16 protein-coding genes are annotated in these 14,185 nt (G+C 72.6%); 13 read left to right on the forward strand and 3 right to left on the reverse strand.

The features are described 5' to 3' along the window. The first annotated feature begins 50 nt into the window (after positions 1-50). Positions 51-743, forward strand: a complete 693-nt coding sequence (locus tag BJ959_RS11055; RefSeq protein WP_153981889.1) for an endonuclease/exonuclease/phosphatase family protein — start codon at positions 51-53, stop codon at positions 741-743. Between the two features lie 23 nt (positions 744-766). Beyond that, complete coding sequence (coaD, locus tag BJ959_RS11060) at positions 767-1,258, forward strand: pantetheine-phosphate adenylyltransferase (protein WP_153981890.1); 492 nt, start codon at positions 767-769, stop codon at positions 1,256-1,258. A 48-nt stretch (positions 1,259-1,306) separates the two neighbouring features. Here coaD and BJ959_RS11065 read toward each other — a convergent pair whose 3' ends face one another. Beyond that, positions 1,307-1,996 (reverse strand): GAP family protein, encoded by a 690-nt coding sequence (locus BJ959_RS11065; protein ID WP_153981891.1) that lies wholly within the window; start codon positions 1,994-1,996, stop codon positions 1,307-1,309. Between the two features lie 100 nt (positions 1,997-2,096). Here BJ959_RS11065 and BJ959_RS11070 point away from each other — a divergent pair, with 100 nt between their 5' ends. The 3 genes from BJ959_RS11070 (at position 2,097) to BJ959_RS11080 (ending at position 4,378) form a co-directional block, all read left to right on the forward strand. After that, entirely contained in the window at positions 2,097-2,504 is a 408-nt protein-coding gene (locus BJ959_RS11070; RefSeq protein ID WP_153981892.1) for a DUF4259 domain-containing protein, read from the forward strand. Between the two features lie 36 nt (positions 2,505-2,540). Next, the gene (gene fgd / locus BJ959_RS11075) at positions 2,541-3,563 is read left to right on the forward strand and encodes a glucose-6-phosphate dehydrogenase (coenzyme-F420) (protein ID WP_153981893.1); all 1,023 of its coding nucleotides are present in this window, start codon (positions 2,541-2,543) and stop codon (positions 3,561-3,563) included. A 77-nt stretch (positions 3,564-3,640) separates the two neighbouring features. Beyond that, complete coding sequence (locus tag BJ959_RS11080; protein ID WP_153981894.1) at positions 3,641-4,378, forward strand: hypothetical protein; 738 nt, start codon at positions 3,641-3,643, stop codon at positions 4,376-4,378. 33 nt (positions 4,379-4,411) lie between these two features. Here the strand turns inward: BJ959_RS11080 and BJ959_RS11085 are convergent, their stop codons facing one another. After that, a complete protein-coding gene (locus BJ959_RS11085) occupies positions 4,412-4,681 on the reverse strand; it encodes a hypothetical protein (protein ID WP_153981895.1) in 270 nt (89 codons plus the stop codon). Between the two features lie 299 nt (positions 4,682-4,980). Here BJ959_RS11085 and BJ959_RS11090 point away from each other — a divergent pair, with 299 nt between their 5' ends. The 8 genes from BJ959_RS11090 to cofC all read left to right on the forward strand — a co-directional run bounded on the left by BJ959_RS11090 (position 4,981) and on the right by cofC (position 13,761). Continuing rightward, a complete protein-coding gene (locus BJ959_RS11090; protein WP_153981896.1) occupies positions 4,981-5,406 on the forward strand; it encodes a hypothetical protein in 426 nt (141 codons plus the stop codon). 56 nt (positions 5,407-5,462) lie between these two features. Beyond that, complete coding sequence (locus tag BJ959_RS11095; protein WP_153981897.1) at positions 5,463-6,470, forward strand: NAD(P)-dependent alcohol dehydrogenase; 1,008 nt, start codon at positions 5,463-5,465, stop codon at positions 6,468-6,470. Between the two features lie 59 nt (positions 6,471-6,529). Next, positions 6,530-7,513, forward strand: coding sequence for an isopenicillin N synthase family dioxygenase (locus tag BJ959_RS11100; protein ID WP_153981898.1), 984 nt, complete (start codon positions 6,530-6,532; stop codon positions 7,511-7,513). Between the two features lie 239 nt (positions 7,514-7,752). Next, entirely contained in the window at positions 7,753-8,544 is a 792-nt protein-coding gene (cofE, locus tag BJ959_RS11105) for a coenzyme F420-0:L-glutamate ligase (protein WP_153981899.1), read from the forward strand. Positions 8,545-8,546: 2 nt separating this feature from the next. Then, positions 8,547-9,551: an AAA family ATPase gene (locus BJ959_RS11110; protein WP_153981900.1), complete on the forward strand. Its 1,005-nt coding sequence runs from the start codon at positions 8,547-8,549 to the stop codon at positions 9,549-9,551. Between the two features lie 9 nt (positions 9,552-9,560). Continuing rightward, the gene (locus tag BJ959_RS11115) at positions 9,561-10,832 is read left to right on the forward strand and encodes a DUF58 domain-containing protein (protein WP_153981901.1); all 1,272 of its coding nucleotides are present in this window, start codon (positions 9,561-9,563) and stop codon (positions 10,830-10,832) included. Then, complete coding sequence (locus BJ959_RS11120; protein WP_153981902.1) at positions 10,825-13,131, forward strand: transglutaminaseTgpA domain-containing protein; 2,307 nt, start codon at positions 10,825-10,827, stop codon at positions 13,129-13,131. The genes BJ959_RS11115 and BJ959_RS11120 overlap by 8 nt, the downstream gene beginning before the upstream one ends. 9 nt (positions 13,132-13,140) lie before the next feature. Beyond that, complete coding sequence (cofC, locus tag BJ959_RS11125) at positions 13,141-13,761, forward strand: 2-phospho-L-lactate guanylyltransferase (protein WP_153981903.1); 621 nt, start codon at positions 13,141-13,143, stop codon at positions 13,759-13,761. A 4-nt stretch (positions 13,762-13,765) separates the two neighbouring features. On the opposite strand, the gene BJ959_RS11130 is transcribed toward cofC, so the two are convergent. Next, complete coding sequence (locus BJ959_RS11130) at positions 13,766-14,185, reverse strand: VOC family protein (protein ID WP_153981904.1); 420 nt, start codon at positions 14,183-14,185, stop codon at positions 13,766-13,768.

Below are 14,185 nucleotides of genomic sequence, written 5' to 3' on the forward strand. Positions count from 1 at the left end.
CCCGCCTCGCCGATTCGTCGGCGGCCGATCGCTCGGGGGAGACTGTGCGGGTGAGAGTGATCTCGTACAACCTGCGCAAGCATGCCGCGCGCGGCGAGCTCGAGCAGCTGGTCGCCACGCACACGCCCAACCTGCTGTGCCTGCAGGAGGTCGACACTGACGACCTGCCGCGCGAGCTCGGCCCCCTGCACCTCGCCGACGCGACGAAGCTCAACCGCCTCGGGCTGGCGATCTACTACGACCGCGAGCGCTTCGACGCGCTCAGCACGCGAGCGTTCCAGCTCAAGCGGTCGCTGCACGACATCATCGCCAAGCCCGCGCTCGAGCGCCTGCTGGGCACGCACTTCATCGACCGGTTGCACGATCGTGAGCTGGTCATCGGCTGCTTCCACGCCGCGCCGCTCACCGCGCTGAACTCGCTGCGGCGCACGCAGATCCGGGCCGCGCACGAGGCGCTCGACACCTTCGGCCCGACCCTGCCGACCCTCATGGTGGGCGATTTCAACTACCCGGTGTTCAAGGACCACCTCTCCACGAGCGTGCAGGAGACCGGGCATGAGGTGACCCTCAGCGATGCCCGCACCTACACCCGCTACAAGTTCTTCCGCGGCCACTTCGACTTCGCCACCTCGATCGGGCTGTCGATCACGCGCGTCACGACGCTGCCGCAGGGGGTCTCCGACCATCTGCCGATCCTCGTGACCGCCGATTACGCGGCATCCCGCTCCGAAACACTCCAGTAACCGCGCGTCGGTAGGCTGGGAGCATGAGCCGGATCGCTGTCGTTCCGGGGTCGTTCGACCCCGTCACCCTGGGGCACCTCGACATCATCGAGCGCGCCGCGGGCGTCTTCGACGCCGTGCACGTCGTCGTGGTGCACAACCCCGGCAAGCAGGCCATGCTGCCGATCGCGCAGCGTGTCGCCCTGATCGAGCAGGCCATCGCCGACCGCGCGCTGCCCTCGAGCATCCTGGTCACCAGCTGGAGCGTCGGCCTCCTCGTCGACTACTGCACCGACGTGGGGGCGACCGTGCTGGTGAAGGGCGTGCGCAGTCAGGTCGACGTGGCATACGAGACCCCGATGGCGATCGTCAACCGCAACCTCGCGGGCATCGAGACCGTCTTCATGCTGACCGACCCGGCGCACGCGCACGTCTCGAGCTCGCTGGTGCGGCAGGTGGCGGCGCTCGGCGGCGACGTCGCGCCGTACGTGCCGCGCGCGGTCGCGGAGTTCCTGGTCAGCCAGAACACCGACTGACGCGGCGCTCGCCTCCGCATTCGACGTCGGATGCGGGCTCGCCGCCCGCTACCCGCCGAGCCCCTCGGCCCCCTTGCTGATGAGCACGACGCCGATGAGGAGCAGAATCGCTCCGACCATCGCGGCATTGTGCGCGATGAGCCAGGCGCGAAGGCGGTCGAGCGGCCCGCGAATGCGGTCGCCGGCCACGAACGACACGATGACGGGGATGATCACCGGCAGCGCCCCGAGAAGCACGACAAGAGCGAGCGCGATGGCGGCCTCGCCGACGGTCGCGTCGGCGGCTTCCAGGGTCACGCCAACACCGATGCTCAGCAGGAGGTTCTTCGGCTTCAGACCGCCGATGAAGGCCCCGAGCGCGGCCGCCTTGCCCGGGGTCATGCCGTCGATCTTGGCCATCCAGCCCGGCACCTCCGGCACGGCCGCCGCGCCGTCATCCGCGGTGGTCGGGCGTGCGCGCCACTGCCGCACCGCGAGCACGACCGCGACGATGCCGAGGCCGATGAGAACGAACGGTGCCGACAGCGACCGGTCGTCGGCATCGTGCGGCAGCAGCGCCGCGACCACGTAGGCGATCGTGGCGACTGCGGCAACCGCTCCGGCGAAGCCGAGCAGAAAACTCAGGGTGGCCGCCTTCGCGTTCGGCGTCAGCAGCATCAGCACCACCGAGGCGACGGCCAGCGGGCTGAGGGCGATCGCGGCGGCGAGGGGCAGGGCGTCGGTGAGAGCGTCGAGCATGGGTTCTCTTCTCGGAAAGGGGGCGGGAGCCGCGCCGATGCGCAGGCACTGCACAGTGAACACCGGTCTGGGGTGCGGCACCAGTGGCTAGGCTGGCGACATGGGAGCGTGGGGCAGCGGAGCGTTCGAGAACGACGATGCGCTCGACGCCGTCGACGCGCTCGTCGATGGAACCTTCGAGCTGGACGACGTGCGCGCGGCCCTCGACGGTGGCTACCTCGAGGCTCCGGAAGGCTCGGTCGCCCTGGCGCTCGTCGAGGTGGCTCTTGCCGCGCTCGGCCGCATCGACCCGCCCGCCGCGCTCGACGAGGTCGACATCCGTCTGCTCTCGACGCAGCTTGACGACGAGGCCTACGAGGTGATCCTCCGCGCCGCCGACCGCGCGGTCCGTGCCGACGGCTCCGAGCTGTACGAGCTGTGGGAGGAGGCCGGCGAGGAGGAGCTCGCCGAGTGGCGCCGGGACGCCGTCGCCTCGATCGAGCAGCTGCGCGCCGCCCTCACCGACTGACCCGTTCCGCCCGTCATCCCGAACCGGAGGCCCCTCATGACGCGACCCCTCACCCTCGGCTACAAGGCCTCGGCCGAGCAGTTCGACCCGCGCGAGCTCGTCGAGATCGCCGTCGCCGCGGAGGCGCACGGCATGGAGAGCGTCGCCGTGAGCGACCACTTCCAGCCGTGGCGCCACACCGGCGGGCACGCCCCGTTCTCGCTGACGTGGATGGCGGCCGTCGGCGAGCGCACGTCGCGCATCCGCATCGGAACCTCGGTGATGACCCCGACCTTCCGCTACAACCCGGCCGTGCTCGCCCAGGCGTTCGCGAGCATGGGCGTCCTGTATCCGGGGCGCATCTTCCTCGGCGTCGGCACCGGCGAGGCCCTCAACGAGATCGCGACCGGCTTCGCGGGCGCGGGCGATCAGGAGTGGCCCGAGTTCAAGGAGCGCTTCGCGCGCCTGCGCGAGAGCGTCGACCTCATGCGGCAGCTCTGGACCGAGGACCGCGTGAACTTCCGCGGCGAGTACTACTCGACCCACGACGCCTCGATCTACGACCGCCCCGAGCAGCCGATCCCCGTGTACATCGCCGCGGGCGGGCCCTTCGTCGCCCGCTACGCCGGTCGCGCCGGCGACGGCTTCATCTGCACCTCGGGCAAGGGTGCCGAGCTGTACGTCGACGAGCTGATCCCCGCCGTGAAGGAGGGCGCCGAGAAGGCCGAGCGCGCGTTCGATGAGATCGACCGCATGATCGAGATCAAGATCTCGTACGACACCGATGCGGATGCGGCGCTCGAGAACACGCGCTTCTGGTCGCCCCTCTCGCTCAGCAAGGAGCAGAAGCACGACATCACCGACCCCATCGAGATGGAGCAGGCCGCCGATGCCCTCCCGATCGAGCAGATCGCGAAGCGCTGGATCGTCGGCAGCGACCCGGACGCGGTGGTCGCCGAGGTGAAGAAGTACGTCGACTGGGGCATGAACCACCTCGTCTTCCACGCTCCCGGGCACGACCAGCGGCGGTTCCTCGAGCTGTTCGAGCGCGACCTGGCGCCGCGCCTGCGCGCCCTCTGAGGGGTCCGCTGGTACTCTGGAGGGTCGCCGCCGTCCGCACAACGGGCGGTCGCCGAACCACCAGGGGGACCACGATCATGCCCAAGCACCAGCATTCCGACGCGCGTCCGGCCTTCCGCCGACACGGGTGGTCGACCGTCCGCACCGCCTTCGCCTCGATCGTGGCGGGCCTGCTGATCATGAACACGCTGGGCTTCAGCACCCCCTCCGACGACGATCTGCTCGCCGCCTACACGGCCGCGAACGCGCAGCCGCTGGTCGTCGCCCCGGCCCCGACTGCGGACCCCTCTGTCGTCGCTGACGCCGCGGGCGCGTCGGATGCCGCCGCGGACGCTGTCGCGACGGTCGCGCCCCTCATCGAGCGCCCGACCTACTCGGCGACTCCGGGCTACGAGACCCTGATCTCCGGCGGAACGAACTACGACTGGGCGAAGCTGGTGCTGCTCAAGGGCGAGTTCCCGATGACCGACAGCAACGTCACCGTGCTCACGCGCTGGATGCGCCAGGAGAACTACGTGAACACCTGGTGGAACCGCAACAACCCGCTCAACAACGGGTGGGGCTCCGGCGGGGGCGGCGGCACCGGTCGCTACGTCAGCCTCGTGTCGGCGGCCGAGAACGCCGCGGAGGCGCTGCGCACCCTGCCGCGGTACAGCGGCATCGTCGCGGCGCTGGAGAAGTCGGTGCCGACGGCGCAGCTCGAGCGCGCCATCTGGTTCTCGGGCTGGGCCACGGGCATGTACAACAACGGCGCCCACTGGTCCTACGCCGAGGTGCCGGTCGTGAAGGCCCCGCCGAGCGCCTGGGGGCGATAGCCCTCCGACGCCCGACGGGGCGACCGCCGCGCATCAGCGCGGTGGGAGAAGCAGCAGCGCGCGGCGCTGCCACTGTCGCTCGCGCAGGGCGGTCGAGCGCTTGAGCTGTGCTCGACGCTCCCGTTCGGCCCGGTCGTCGAGCAGGCGCGGGCGCCGGCTCCACGCGACGAGCGCGACGCCGACGCGCAGCGCGATGCGGTCGACGAGCCCGACCCGTCCAGGGACGGGCCGCGGTCGCGGCGGGACGCCCGCCGGACTCGGCGGGTGCTGCGCGGTGGTGACCGCGCGGGTGATGGTGGTCATGACAGAACTCCTCAGCGTGATTCGGGGGGCGCGCGCACGAATGTGCGCGTCGAAGCAGGGCTTCGAGAGCGTCGCCACCGGATGAGCGGGTGGCGTCAGCGGCGCTGCGACCCGATCAGGCGGTGAGGACGCCGACGAAGCCGGCGGTGGTGGGGATCATCCCCAGGGTGATGGTGAACACGCTCGGCCTCCTTTCCTTGTTCGGCGCCCGAGAAACCTAGCCGCCCACGGACCGGTCGCGCAACCGTGCATCCCGGGCGTGTCGCAGATGGTGACCGATTCGTTACTGTGGCGGGGTGATGCCCGCAGAGCCTTCCGACCCCGAAGCGGTGTCCCAGGCGCCCGGCCGCCTCGCCCGCACGGCCCGTGCGCTCGCCCTGCCGATCGGCGTGGTCGACCTCGCGAGCGGTTCGATGCTGCTCGCGCTCGCGAGCGGGCTCGGACTCGTAGCGCCACCGCTGCTCGGCGGGTTCGGCACCGCCCTCGCGGTCGGCATTGCGGGCGCTCTGACGCTCGGGTTCGCCCGAGCTCTGCTCGCCGCCGGGCTGACCCTCACGATCGTGGTCTCGGTCGCCCGTGTGGTGTCGATCGTCGGCCAGGTGCTCGTGCTGCTCTCGCAGACGGGCGTCGCGGCGGTGGTGATCGCGGCGATCATGAGCCTCGTGCTGACGATCGGCCTGCTCGTCGTGCTCTGGCTCCCGGTCGTGCTCGCCCGCCGACGCTGAACCCGCGCGGCGGTTCGCCGTTCCGCCTCCGTCGCTGATCGAGAATCGAGCTCACCATGAGATCCGTCATCGCCGACTCCTATGGCGGCCCCGAGAAGCTGCGGGTCGTGGATGCGGAGCCGCCGCTGCCCGCCGGGGGCCAGGTGCTCGTCCGCGTCGCCGCCAGCTCGGTCAACCCGCTCGACACCCACGAGCTCACCGGCCGGCCCTACCTGGTGCGGATCGTCCGCGGTCTCCCGAGGCCGAAGCCGGCCAACCGGGCCTTGGGGTCCGACCTCGCCGGCGTCGTCGAAGCCATCGGGCCGGGAGTCACTCGACTTCGAGTCGGCGACCGCGTGCCCGGCTTCGGGCGCGCGGCCTGGAGCGACCGCGTCGTCGTCCGCGAGGAGGGTCTCGTGCTCGTCCCCGACGGGCTGCCCCTGCTCGATGCCGGCGGTGTCGGCGTCGCCGCCATCACGGCCCTGCAGGGGTTGCGGCGCGGCGGGCTGACTGGCCCGGCGACGTGGGGCCCCGGCGAGGTCGAGCCGATGCGCCCGCGCGTGCTCATCGTCGGCGCATCCGGCGGCGTCGGCACCTTCGCCGTGCAGCTCGCCAAGCTGCTCGGCGCGCACGTCACCGCGGTCACGAGCACCCACAACGTCGAGCTCGTCGCGCGTCTCGGCGCCGACGACGTCATCGACTACACGACGACCGAGGTCACGGAGGGCATCGCGCGCTTCGAGCTGGTGCTCGAGCTCGCCGGAAGCCGACGGCGGCGCGACCTGGCGCGCATCCTCACCCCGACCGGAACGCTGATCGCGTGCGGGGCACCGCGCGGGCAGTGGCTGGGGCCGGTGGTCGGCCCGGCGTGGCTCGCGCTCGTCTCGCGGTTCTCGCGGCGCACCTACGCCTCGTTCCTCGCGAAGCGCGACACCGCCGATCTGCAGCGCCTGGCCGACTGGCTGGGGGAGGGGGCTCTGCGCGTCGTGATCGACGAGGTCTATCCGCTCGCCCGCATCGCCGAGGCCGTCGCCCACCAGCTCACCGACCACGCGCGCGGCAAGGTGCTGGTGTCGCTTCTCTGACGGCGGCGGCCACCTTCGCCGCGCTCGCCGATCTGACGCGGCGGCGCTAGCGTTGCGCCATGAGCTCCGCCATCACCGTCCCGACCATCAGCATCGACCGCGACCCCGCCGTCGTCGGCCGCGAGTTCGACGAGACCCTCCGCACGGTCGGCTTCTTCCAGATCGTCGACCACGGCATCGATTCCGCCGTCGCCGACGCAGCGTGGAGCATCGCGCGCGCGTTCTTCGACCTGCCTCTGGAGGACAAGCTCGCGGTCGAGCGCGCGCCCGGCGGGCTCTACGGCTACTTCCCGATGCGCAGCGAGTCGCTCGCGGCCTCGCGCGGCGACGTCACCCCGGGCGACCTGAAGGAGTCGTTCAACATGGGGCCGGGCATCCGCCACGATCACGCGCCCGTCGACGCGACCGAGGCCGCGATCTTCACGGCGAACCTCTGGCCCGCGGCGCTGCCCGAGCTGCAGACTGCCTGGAGCGCGTACTACGCCGCGATGAGCGGCCTGGCCGACCGTCTGATGGGGATGTTCGCTCTCGGTCTCGACCTTCCCGCCGACTTCTTCGCCCGTTTCATCGACCGCAGCCCGAGCGCGCTGCGCGCCATCAACTACCCGGAGCAGACCCAGGCGCCCGAGCCCGGGCAGCTGCGCGCCGGCGCGCACACCGACTACGGGACCCTGACGATCCTGCGGCAGGAGGCCGGCCGCGCCGGGCTCGAGGTGCACGACGCGGCGACCGACGCCTGGCTGCCGATCCCGCCCGCGGAGGGTGCCCTCGTCATCAACATCGGCGACCTCATGGCCCGCTGGACGAACGACCGCTGGACCTCCACGCTGCACCGCGTCGTGAATCCGGATGCGGCGGCCGGGTCGACTGCCACCGCGAGCCAGCGCCGCCAGAGCATGCCGTTCTTCCACAATGCGAACTACTCCGCCCTCGTCGAGGCACTGCCGACCTGCGTGCCCGCGGGGGAGCGGCCGCGCTACGAGCCCGTCATGGCGGGGCCGCACCTGGCGGGCAAGACGACCCGGAGCGTCGCCGCCTCCTGACCCGCGCCGCCGCCCGCTCGGGCGGCAGGGCCCGAGAGACCCTCTTTCGCAATGTGCCTCCCGCGGCACATGCCGCACGAGGCACACTGCGAAAGCGCGGGCTGCCGACACCGTCAGTGTCGTGCCGGTTCACGGCTCGCGCCCCCTCTGATCGTGCCGACCACTCGCGCCCTCTCACGCGGCCATGTGTCGTCGCCTTCAAAGACAACGACGACACGCTCGCGGGGGAGAATGGGCGGATGGACGAGCTGCTGGTGCGGGGCATCCCGGGTCTGCCCGAGATCGGGCCCGGCGACCCGCTGCCCGCCCTGATCGCCGGGGCGGCGCGCGATGCTGGGGTCCAGCCGGGCGACATTCTCGCGGTGACCAGCAAGATCGTCAGCAAGGCCGAGGGGCGCATCGTGCACGCGACCGACCGCGAGCAGGCGATCACCGATGAGACCGTGCGGGTCGTCGCGACGCGCGTTCGCGCCGACGGCGGCACGACGCGCATCGTCGAGAACCGCCTCGGTCTCGTCATGGCCGCTGCGGGGGTCGACGCCAGCAACACCGTCGAGGGCACGGTGCTGCTGCTACCGCTCGACCCCGACGCGAGCGCCGCCGCGATCCGTGCTGCGGTCGAGGGCGCTGTCGGCGCGCCGATCGGTGTTGTCGTCACCGACACGGCGGGCCGCGCGTGGCGCGAAGGCCAGACCGACATCGTCATCGGCGCGAGCGGCGTGCGGCTGCTCGACGACCTCCGCGGCACCTACGACGCGACCGGCAAGCTGCTCGAGGTCACCGCGCCCGCGGTCGGCGACGAGATCGCCGCGGCCGCCGACCTCGTCAAGGGCAAGACCTCCGGGGTGCCCGTGGCGGTCGTGCGCGGCCTCGCCCGGCTGCTCGACGACCAAGCTCCCGGGGCCCGGGCGCTCATCCGCCGGCCCGAGGATGATCTCTTCTCCCTCGGCACCGCCGAGGCCCGGCAGGAGGGGTACGAGGCGGGATTCTCGGCTCGCGCTCCGGAAGACCGTGCAAGAGTCGAGGAATGAGCATGACGACGACGTCCGCGGCCACTCCTGACTCCGCGCTGAGCGCCGAGGAGTTCGCCGAGCTCGGCGCGGGCATCCGCCGGGCGATGAACAGCGTTCTCGACGGCAAGCCCGACGCGGTGGATGCGGCGCTCACGGTCCTCCTGGCCGAAGGCCACCTGCTCATCGAGGACGTGCCCGGCGTCGGCAAGACAATGCTCGCCCGGGCCCTGGCCCGCTGTGTTGACGCGACGGTCTCGCGCATCCAGTTCACACCCGACCTGCTGCCGGCCGACATCACCGGCGTCAGCGTCTTCCGCCAGCAGCTGGGCACCTTCGAGTTCACGCCCGGTCCGGTCTTCGCCCACATCGTGATTGGCGACGAGATCAACCGCGCGAGCCCGAAGACCCAGTCGGCGCTGCTCGAGTGCATGGAGGAGCAGCAGGTCACGGTCGACGGCCGCACGCACCACCTCGAGAGCCCCTTCCTCGTCGTCGCGACGCAGAACCCCATCGAGATGGAGGGCACCTACGCCTTGCCCGAGGCGCAGCGCGACCGGTTCATGGCCCGCATCTCGATCGGCTACCCCGATGCCGAGAGCGAGGCGCTCATGGTGCGCGATCGCGAGCACGGCAGCCCCCTCGACCGCGTCGAGCCGGTCGTCGACGTCGCGGGCTTGCGCCGGATGATCGCGACCGTGCGCGAGGTCTACGTGAGCCCTGCCGTCGAGCGCTACGCCGTCGCGATCGTGCAGGCCACGCGCGACGACTCGGCCCTGCGCCTCGGCGCCAGCCCGCGCTCGACTCTGCAGCTCGTGCGCGCGAGCCGTGCGCGCGCCGCGCTCGACGGCCGCGACTTCGTGCTGCCCGACGACATCGACGCCCTCGCGACGACCGTGCTCTCGCATCGCATGGTGCTCGTGCCGCGCGCGCAGCATCCCGACGGCTCGGCGGTGCGCAGCGTCGACGAGGTCGTCGATCGCATCGTCGCCGCGACGCCCGTCCCGGTGCCGACGGCGCGCGACTAGGGGCCCTGCGTGCCTCGACTGACGGCTCGCGGCATCGCGTTCCTCGTGGTCGCGGTGGGCCTCATCGCGCTCGCATACGTGCTCGAGCGGCCCGAGTTGCTGCCGATCGCGGCGATCGCAGGGGCGGCGCCCCTCATCGCGCTCGCGGCCGTGGCGAGCTCGCGGCCCCGCGTGCGGGTGGGCCGTCAGCTCGACCCGGTGGTCGCGACCGAGGGCGAGCCCGTGCAGGTGAGCGTGACCGTCAGCGGTCGGGCTCGGGCCGCCGAGTGGATCGAACACGTACCCATGGCCCCCGGCTACGCGGGCCCCGGGCGCCTGCGCGAGGTGACCGCCACGCGTCCGGGCAGTATCGGCTACCGCTACTGGCCCGCGCGGCGCGGCCTGCAGACCGTCGGGCCGCTGCTCATCGAAGACCGCGACCCCTTCGCCCTCGCACTGCGGGTCACCGACACGCGCGCTGTTGTCGCCCAGCTCGTGCTGCCTGAGGTCACGCCGCTGCCCGCCGGCCCCGTGCCCGACCCCTCCACCGAGGCGGGGCCGCGCACGGCCCGCTCGCGTGAGCGCGCCGACGACGACGTCGTGACGCGCGAGTACCGCGACGGCGACGCCCTGCGCCGCGTGCACTGGCGCGTGACGGCGCGGCAGGGCGAGCTCATGGTGCGGCAGGGTGAGCCGCAGGCGGGTCCACACGCCCGGCTCGTGGTCGACGCGCAGTCGCTCGGGTACCTCGACGCGCGACTCGTGCGCGACGCGAGCGCCCGGTCGACGCGCACCTCCTCGAGCGCGACCTTCGAGTGGGTCGTGCGCATGGCGGCCTCGGCGGCGGTGCACCTCGCCGAGCGCGGCTACACGGTCGAGCTCGTGACGCCCACCCCCCGAGTCGCCGATGCGCCCGCCGCCGACGGCCCGGTCGGCGACGTGCTCGGTGAACTCGCTCGGCTGGCCCTCGGCGACCGTGCGGGCGACCTCGATGAGCGCTCCGCGCCCGGGGCGCCGCCCGTCGTCGCCATTGCGAGCGCGCCCGACGACCAGACGGTGCGCTGGATGCTCGCGCAGCGCTCCCCGCGCGCCCCCGCCGTCATCCTGCTCGCGGGCGCTCCCGCGCCGCACCCCGGTGAGCTCGACCCCGACCCCGTCCGCACCGCGTTCGAGCGCTCGGGCTGGACGACGGCGCGCGTGAGCATCGGGCGCACACCTGACGACGCCTGGCTCGCCCTGCTCGGCGAGCGGCACGACGCCCTGCCCGACTGGGCCATCGCGACGGGGGCGGGTCGTGGCTGAGCGCGCTGAGGCCGCGCCGCGCGGCTCGTTCGCCCTCAGCGGCGTCGCGCTGCTCGCGGTCGCGGCGGCGGTCACGGGGTTCAGCGCGATCCTCGACGAGGGGCTCTGGGGGCCGACCGTGCTCGCCGTCGCTGCGGTCGCGGTCGCCGCGGCCGCCATCACGCGCCGGCTCGTGCGGCGCTGGGCCGCCGTCTGGGCCGCGGCCGCCGCGCTCGTCGCCGCCCTGCTCGCGCTCACGCTGCTCTTCGCGGCCGACACGGCACTGCTCGGCATCGTGCCGCTCCCCGGCACGGCGGCGCGCTTCGCCGAGCTCATCGCCGCGGGAGAGCTCTCGATCGCCGAGCAGTCGATCCCGGCGGCGGCCGACGACGGCATCCGCTTCCTCATGGCCTTGGGGCTCGCGGGCCTCGCGATCATGGTCGACGGCGTGCTCGTGCACAGTCGTCGACCCGCGTTCACCGCGGTGCCGCTGCTCGGAATCCTCGCCGTGCCGATCGTGCTCGCGCCCGGCGCCCTGCCCGTGCTCTCGGTGCTCGCGACCGCGGCCGCCTACCTGCTCGCCCTCGCGCTGCACCGCCCGGCCGCGAGCGGCGGGGCCGCCGCCGCTGGCCGTGCGATGTCTGTGGCGGCGGCGGTCCTGGTGGCAGCGCTCCTGGTCCCGCCCCTGCTACCCCCGGTTGTCGTGGGGTCAGGGCTGCCGGGGGTGGGTATTGCAGGTCTTGTTACAGGCATCAATCCGGTGCTTGAACTCGGCAATGACCTACGACGAGATACCCCCGTCGAGGTGTTGCGCTACACGACAGACGCGGGGGGCGGACTGTACCTGACGCTGTCGCATCTTGCCGACTTCGAGGGGCAAACCGTTCAGCCCGTTGTCGGAGGAGAGGCCATCGTTCCGGGTCGAGTGGGGCCGCCGTTGTGGCTGGGTGACGACGTTGCGACGAGAACCATCGACACAACCATTCAACTCCAAAACGTGCGGTCACGCTGGGTGCCCCTGCCGGCGGCGCCTGTTGAGATCACGGGACTCTCGGGTTCGTGGGTGGTCGACCCGCAGGGCATCACTGTCGGTGCCGTCGACGGAACGTTCCGAGGTGGAACATACGACGTCGAGAGCCTTGTCGCGGAACCAACTCCCGAGCAATTGCGCGTTGCAACGGTCTCCGAGGAGGGACTGGACCGTTATCGTGTCCTTCCTCCTGAGCTGGAACCGTTCGTCGTTGACACCGCCGCCGCCATTGCCGCGAACGCCGAGGGACCGTCGCCCTATGACCAGGCACGAGCATTGCAACGGTTCTTCACCAGCGGCGACTTCGAGTACTCCGAGGAAGCGCCCGTTGAATTCGGGTACGACGGCACAGGGGCCGATATCGTCGCTGAATTCCTCAGGGTTCGTGCCGGGTACTGCGTGCAGTTTTCCACGGCAATGACTCTGATGGCGCGCTCCCTCGGTCTCCCCACTCGGCTCGCCGTGGGTTTCACTCCGGGAACGAGGAACCCAGAGGTTCCGGGTGAGTACGTTGTCACGACCGACAATCTGCACTCGTGGCCAGAGATCCACTTCGATGGCATCGGCTGGGTGCGCTTCGAGCCGACGCCCTCGCGCGGCGCCACACCGGCATACGCGAGCGACGACGTGCCGGCGCCGGGGGAGGAGCCCGCGATCGACCCCGAGACGGGCGAGCCGATCGAGCCGACGGCAGCGCCGTCGAGCCCGGCCGATCCAGCCGCCTCGGATGCCCCCGACCCCGACGCGTCCGATGCGGCCGACCCGCTCGACCTCATCGACGGCGGCTCCGACGGCACGCTCGACGGCCCGTCGGCCGGCGGCCTCGTTGCCGGGAGTGCGGATGCCCGCCCGCTCGCCGCGGCCCTGCTCGCGCTGCTCGTGCTGCTGCTCGCCGTTCCCGGGGTGTGGCGCGCGATCCGCCGCGCACACCGACGCCGCTCGCCGGATGCGCTCGACCGCTGGCGAGAGCTGCGTGACACGGCCCGCGACCTGGGGCTGGCCGCCGAGGAGACGAGCACGCCGCGCGCGCTCGCCGAGGCGTGGGCCGCGCGCTGGGTCGCGGATCCCGCCGCGCTCGCCGCGCTCGCCGCCGAGCGCGCGGCGCTCGAGCAGCGCGCCTACGCCGCCCCGCGGGGACGCGCCGCCGCCGCCGACATCGCGGTGCTGCTCGCGGCCCTCCGCGCGAGCGCGCCCCGCTGGCGCCGTGCGCTCGCGGTCGTGGCACCGGTCTCGCTGCTCGACCGCACGCCCGCCGACGAGCGGCTGCCGGCCGCTCCGCTCGCGACCTAGGCTGGCCGGGTGTCTGCGCGCGTCTCCCTCGTGATCCCCGTGCGCGATGCGGCGAGCGCGAAGAGCCGGCTCGCGGGCGACGGCGGGGCCAAGGCGGATGCCCGGCGCGCCGCCCTCGCCGCCGCGATCGCCCTCGACACGGTGTCGGCGGCCCGAGGTGCGCGCGAGGTCGGCGAGCTCATCGTCGTCGGCTCGCTGCCCGAGGCGCTGCCGGGGGTGCGCGTGGTCGACGACCCCGGCTTCGGGCTGCTCGTGGCGATCGGAGCGGGGCTCGCGGCGGCCGATCCGGCGAGCCCGACGGCCGTGTTGCTCGGCGACCTGCCGGCCCTGCAGCCCGCCGACCTCGACGCCGCGCTGGTCGCGGCGAGCGAGCACCACTGGGCCTTTGTGCCCGACGCCGAGGGCGCGGGAACGACGCTCGTCACGGCCGCCGCCGGCCTGCCGCACGCCCTGCGCTTCGGCGCGGGCTCGGCCGAGGCGCACCGCGACGCCGGCTACGTCGAGCTCGACGTTCCCGAGCGCTCGGGCCTGCGCCGCGACGTCGACACGCCCGCGCAGCTCGCCGCCCTCGCGGCGCTCGCCGCGGCGGGCGCGGTGCTGCTCGGGCCGCGCACGGCCGCCCTGCTGTAGCGGCCTACGCGGCGGGCGGGCCCTGCTCGGCGGCGGCCGGGTCCATCCAGAACGGGTCCCAGTAGGTGCCGTCCGGGTCCTGGAACGCTCGGCTGTACATGAAGCCGAGGTCGCGCGGCTCGAACGGGGTGCCGCCGGCCTCGACGGCGCGGGCGACGAGGGCGTCGACATCCTCACGGCTGTCGCAGCTGAGCGCGTACTGCGCGCCGATCGCCGCGCGAGCATCCGCCACCGCATGGCCGGGGATGAAGCTGCCGAAGAACTCGTAGGTCAGCAGCATGACGTAGATGGTGTCGCTCACGACGATGCACGAGGCGTTCTCGTCGGAGAACATCGGGTTGAGGCGCCAGCCGAGCGCCTCGTAGAAGGCGGTCGCGCGAGCGACGTCGGTGACGGGGACGTTGATGAAGACCATGGTGGACAT

Origin of the sequence: Microcella frigidaquae (genome assembly GCF_014200395.1) — a bacterium.
GTDB lineage: Bacteria > Actinomycetota > Actinomycetes > Actinomycetales > Microbacteriaceae > Microcella > Microcella frigidaquae.

What these genes read in the sequence shown, in the direction of transcription:
- BJ959_RS11090 (WP_153981896.1), top strand. Translation starts at nt 4,981, where the DNA reads ATGCCCGCAGAGCCTTCCGACCCCGAAGCGGTGTCCCAGGCGCCCGGC.
- BJ959_RS11085 (WP_153981895.1), bottom strand. Translation starts at nt 4,681, where the DNA reads ATGACCACCATCACCCGCGCGGTCACCACCGCGCAGCACCCGCCGAGT.
- BJ959_RS11080 (WP_153981894.1), top strand. Translation starts at nt 3,641, where the DNA reads ATGCCCAAGCACCAGCATTCCGACGCGCGTCCGGCCTTCCGCCGACAC.
- BJ959_RS11100 (WP_153981898.1), top strand. Translation starts at nt 6,530, where the DNA reads ATGAGCTCCGCCATCACCGTCCCGACCATCAGCATCGACCGCGACCCC.
- BJ959_RS11130 (WP_153981904.1), bottom strand. Translation starts at nt 14,185, where the DNA reads ATGTCCACCATGGTCTTCATCAACGTCCCCGTCACCGACGTCGCTCGC.
- BJ959_RS11065 (WP_153981891.1), bottom strand. Translation starts at nt 1,996, where the DNA reads ATGCTCGACGCTCTCACCGACGCCCTGCCCCTCGCCGCCGCGATCGCC.
- cofE (WP_153981899.1), top strand. Translation starts at nt 7,753, where the DNA reads ATGGACGAGCTGCTGGTGCGGGGCATCCCGGGTCTGCCCGAGATCGGG.
- BJ959_RS11110 (WP_153981900.1), top strand. Translation starts at nt 8,547, where the DNA reads ATGACGACGACGTCCGCGGCCACTCCTGACTCCGCGCTGAGCGCCGAG.
- BJ959_RS11070 (WP_153981892.1), top strand. Translation starts at nt 2,097, where the DNA reads ATGGGAGCGTGGGGCAGCGGAGCGTTCGAGAACGACGATGCGCTCGAC.
- fgd (WP_153981893.1), top strand. Translation starts at nt 2,541, where the DNA reads ATGACGCGACCCCTCACCCTCGGCTACAAGGCCTCGGCCGAGCAGTTC.
- BJ959_RS11095 (WP_153981897.1), top strand. Translation starts at nt 5,463, where the DNA reads ATGAGATCCGTCATCGCCGACTCCTATGGCGGCCCCGAGAAGCTGCGG.
- coaD (WP_153981890.1), top strand. Translation starts at nt 767, where the DNA reads ATGAGCCGGATCGCTGTCGTTCCGGGGTCGTTCGACCCCGTCACCCTG.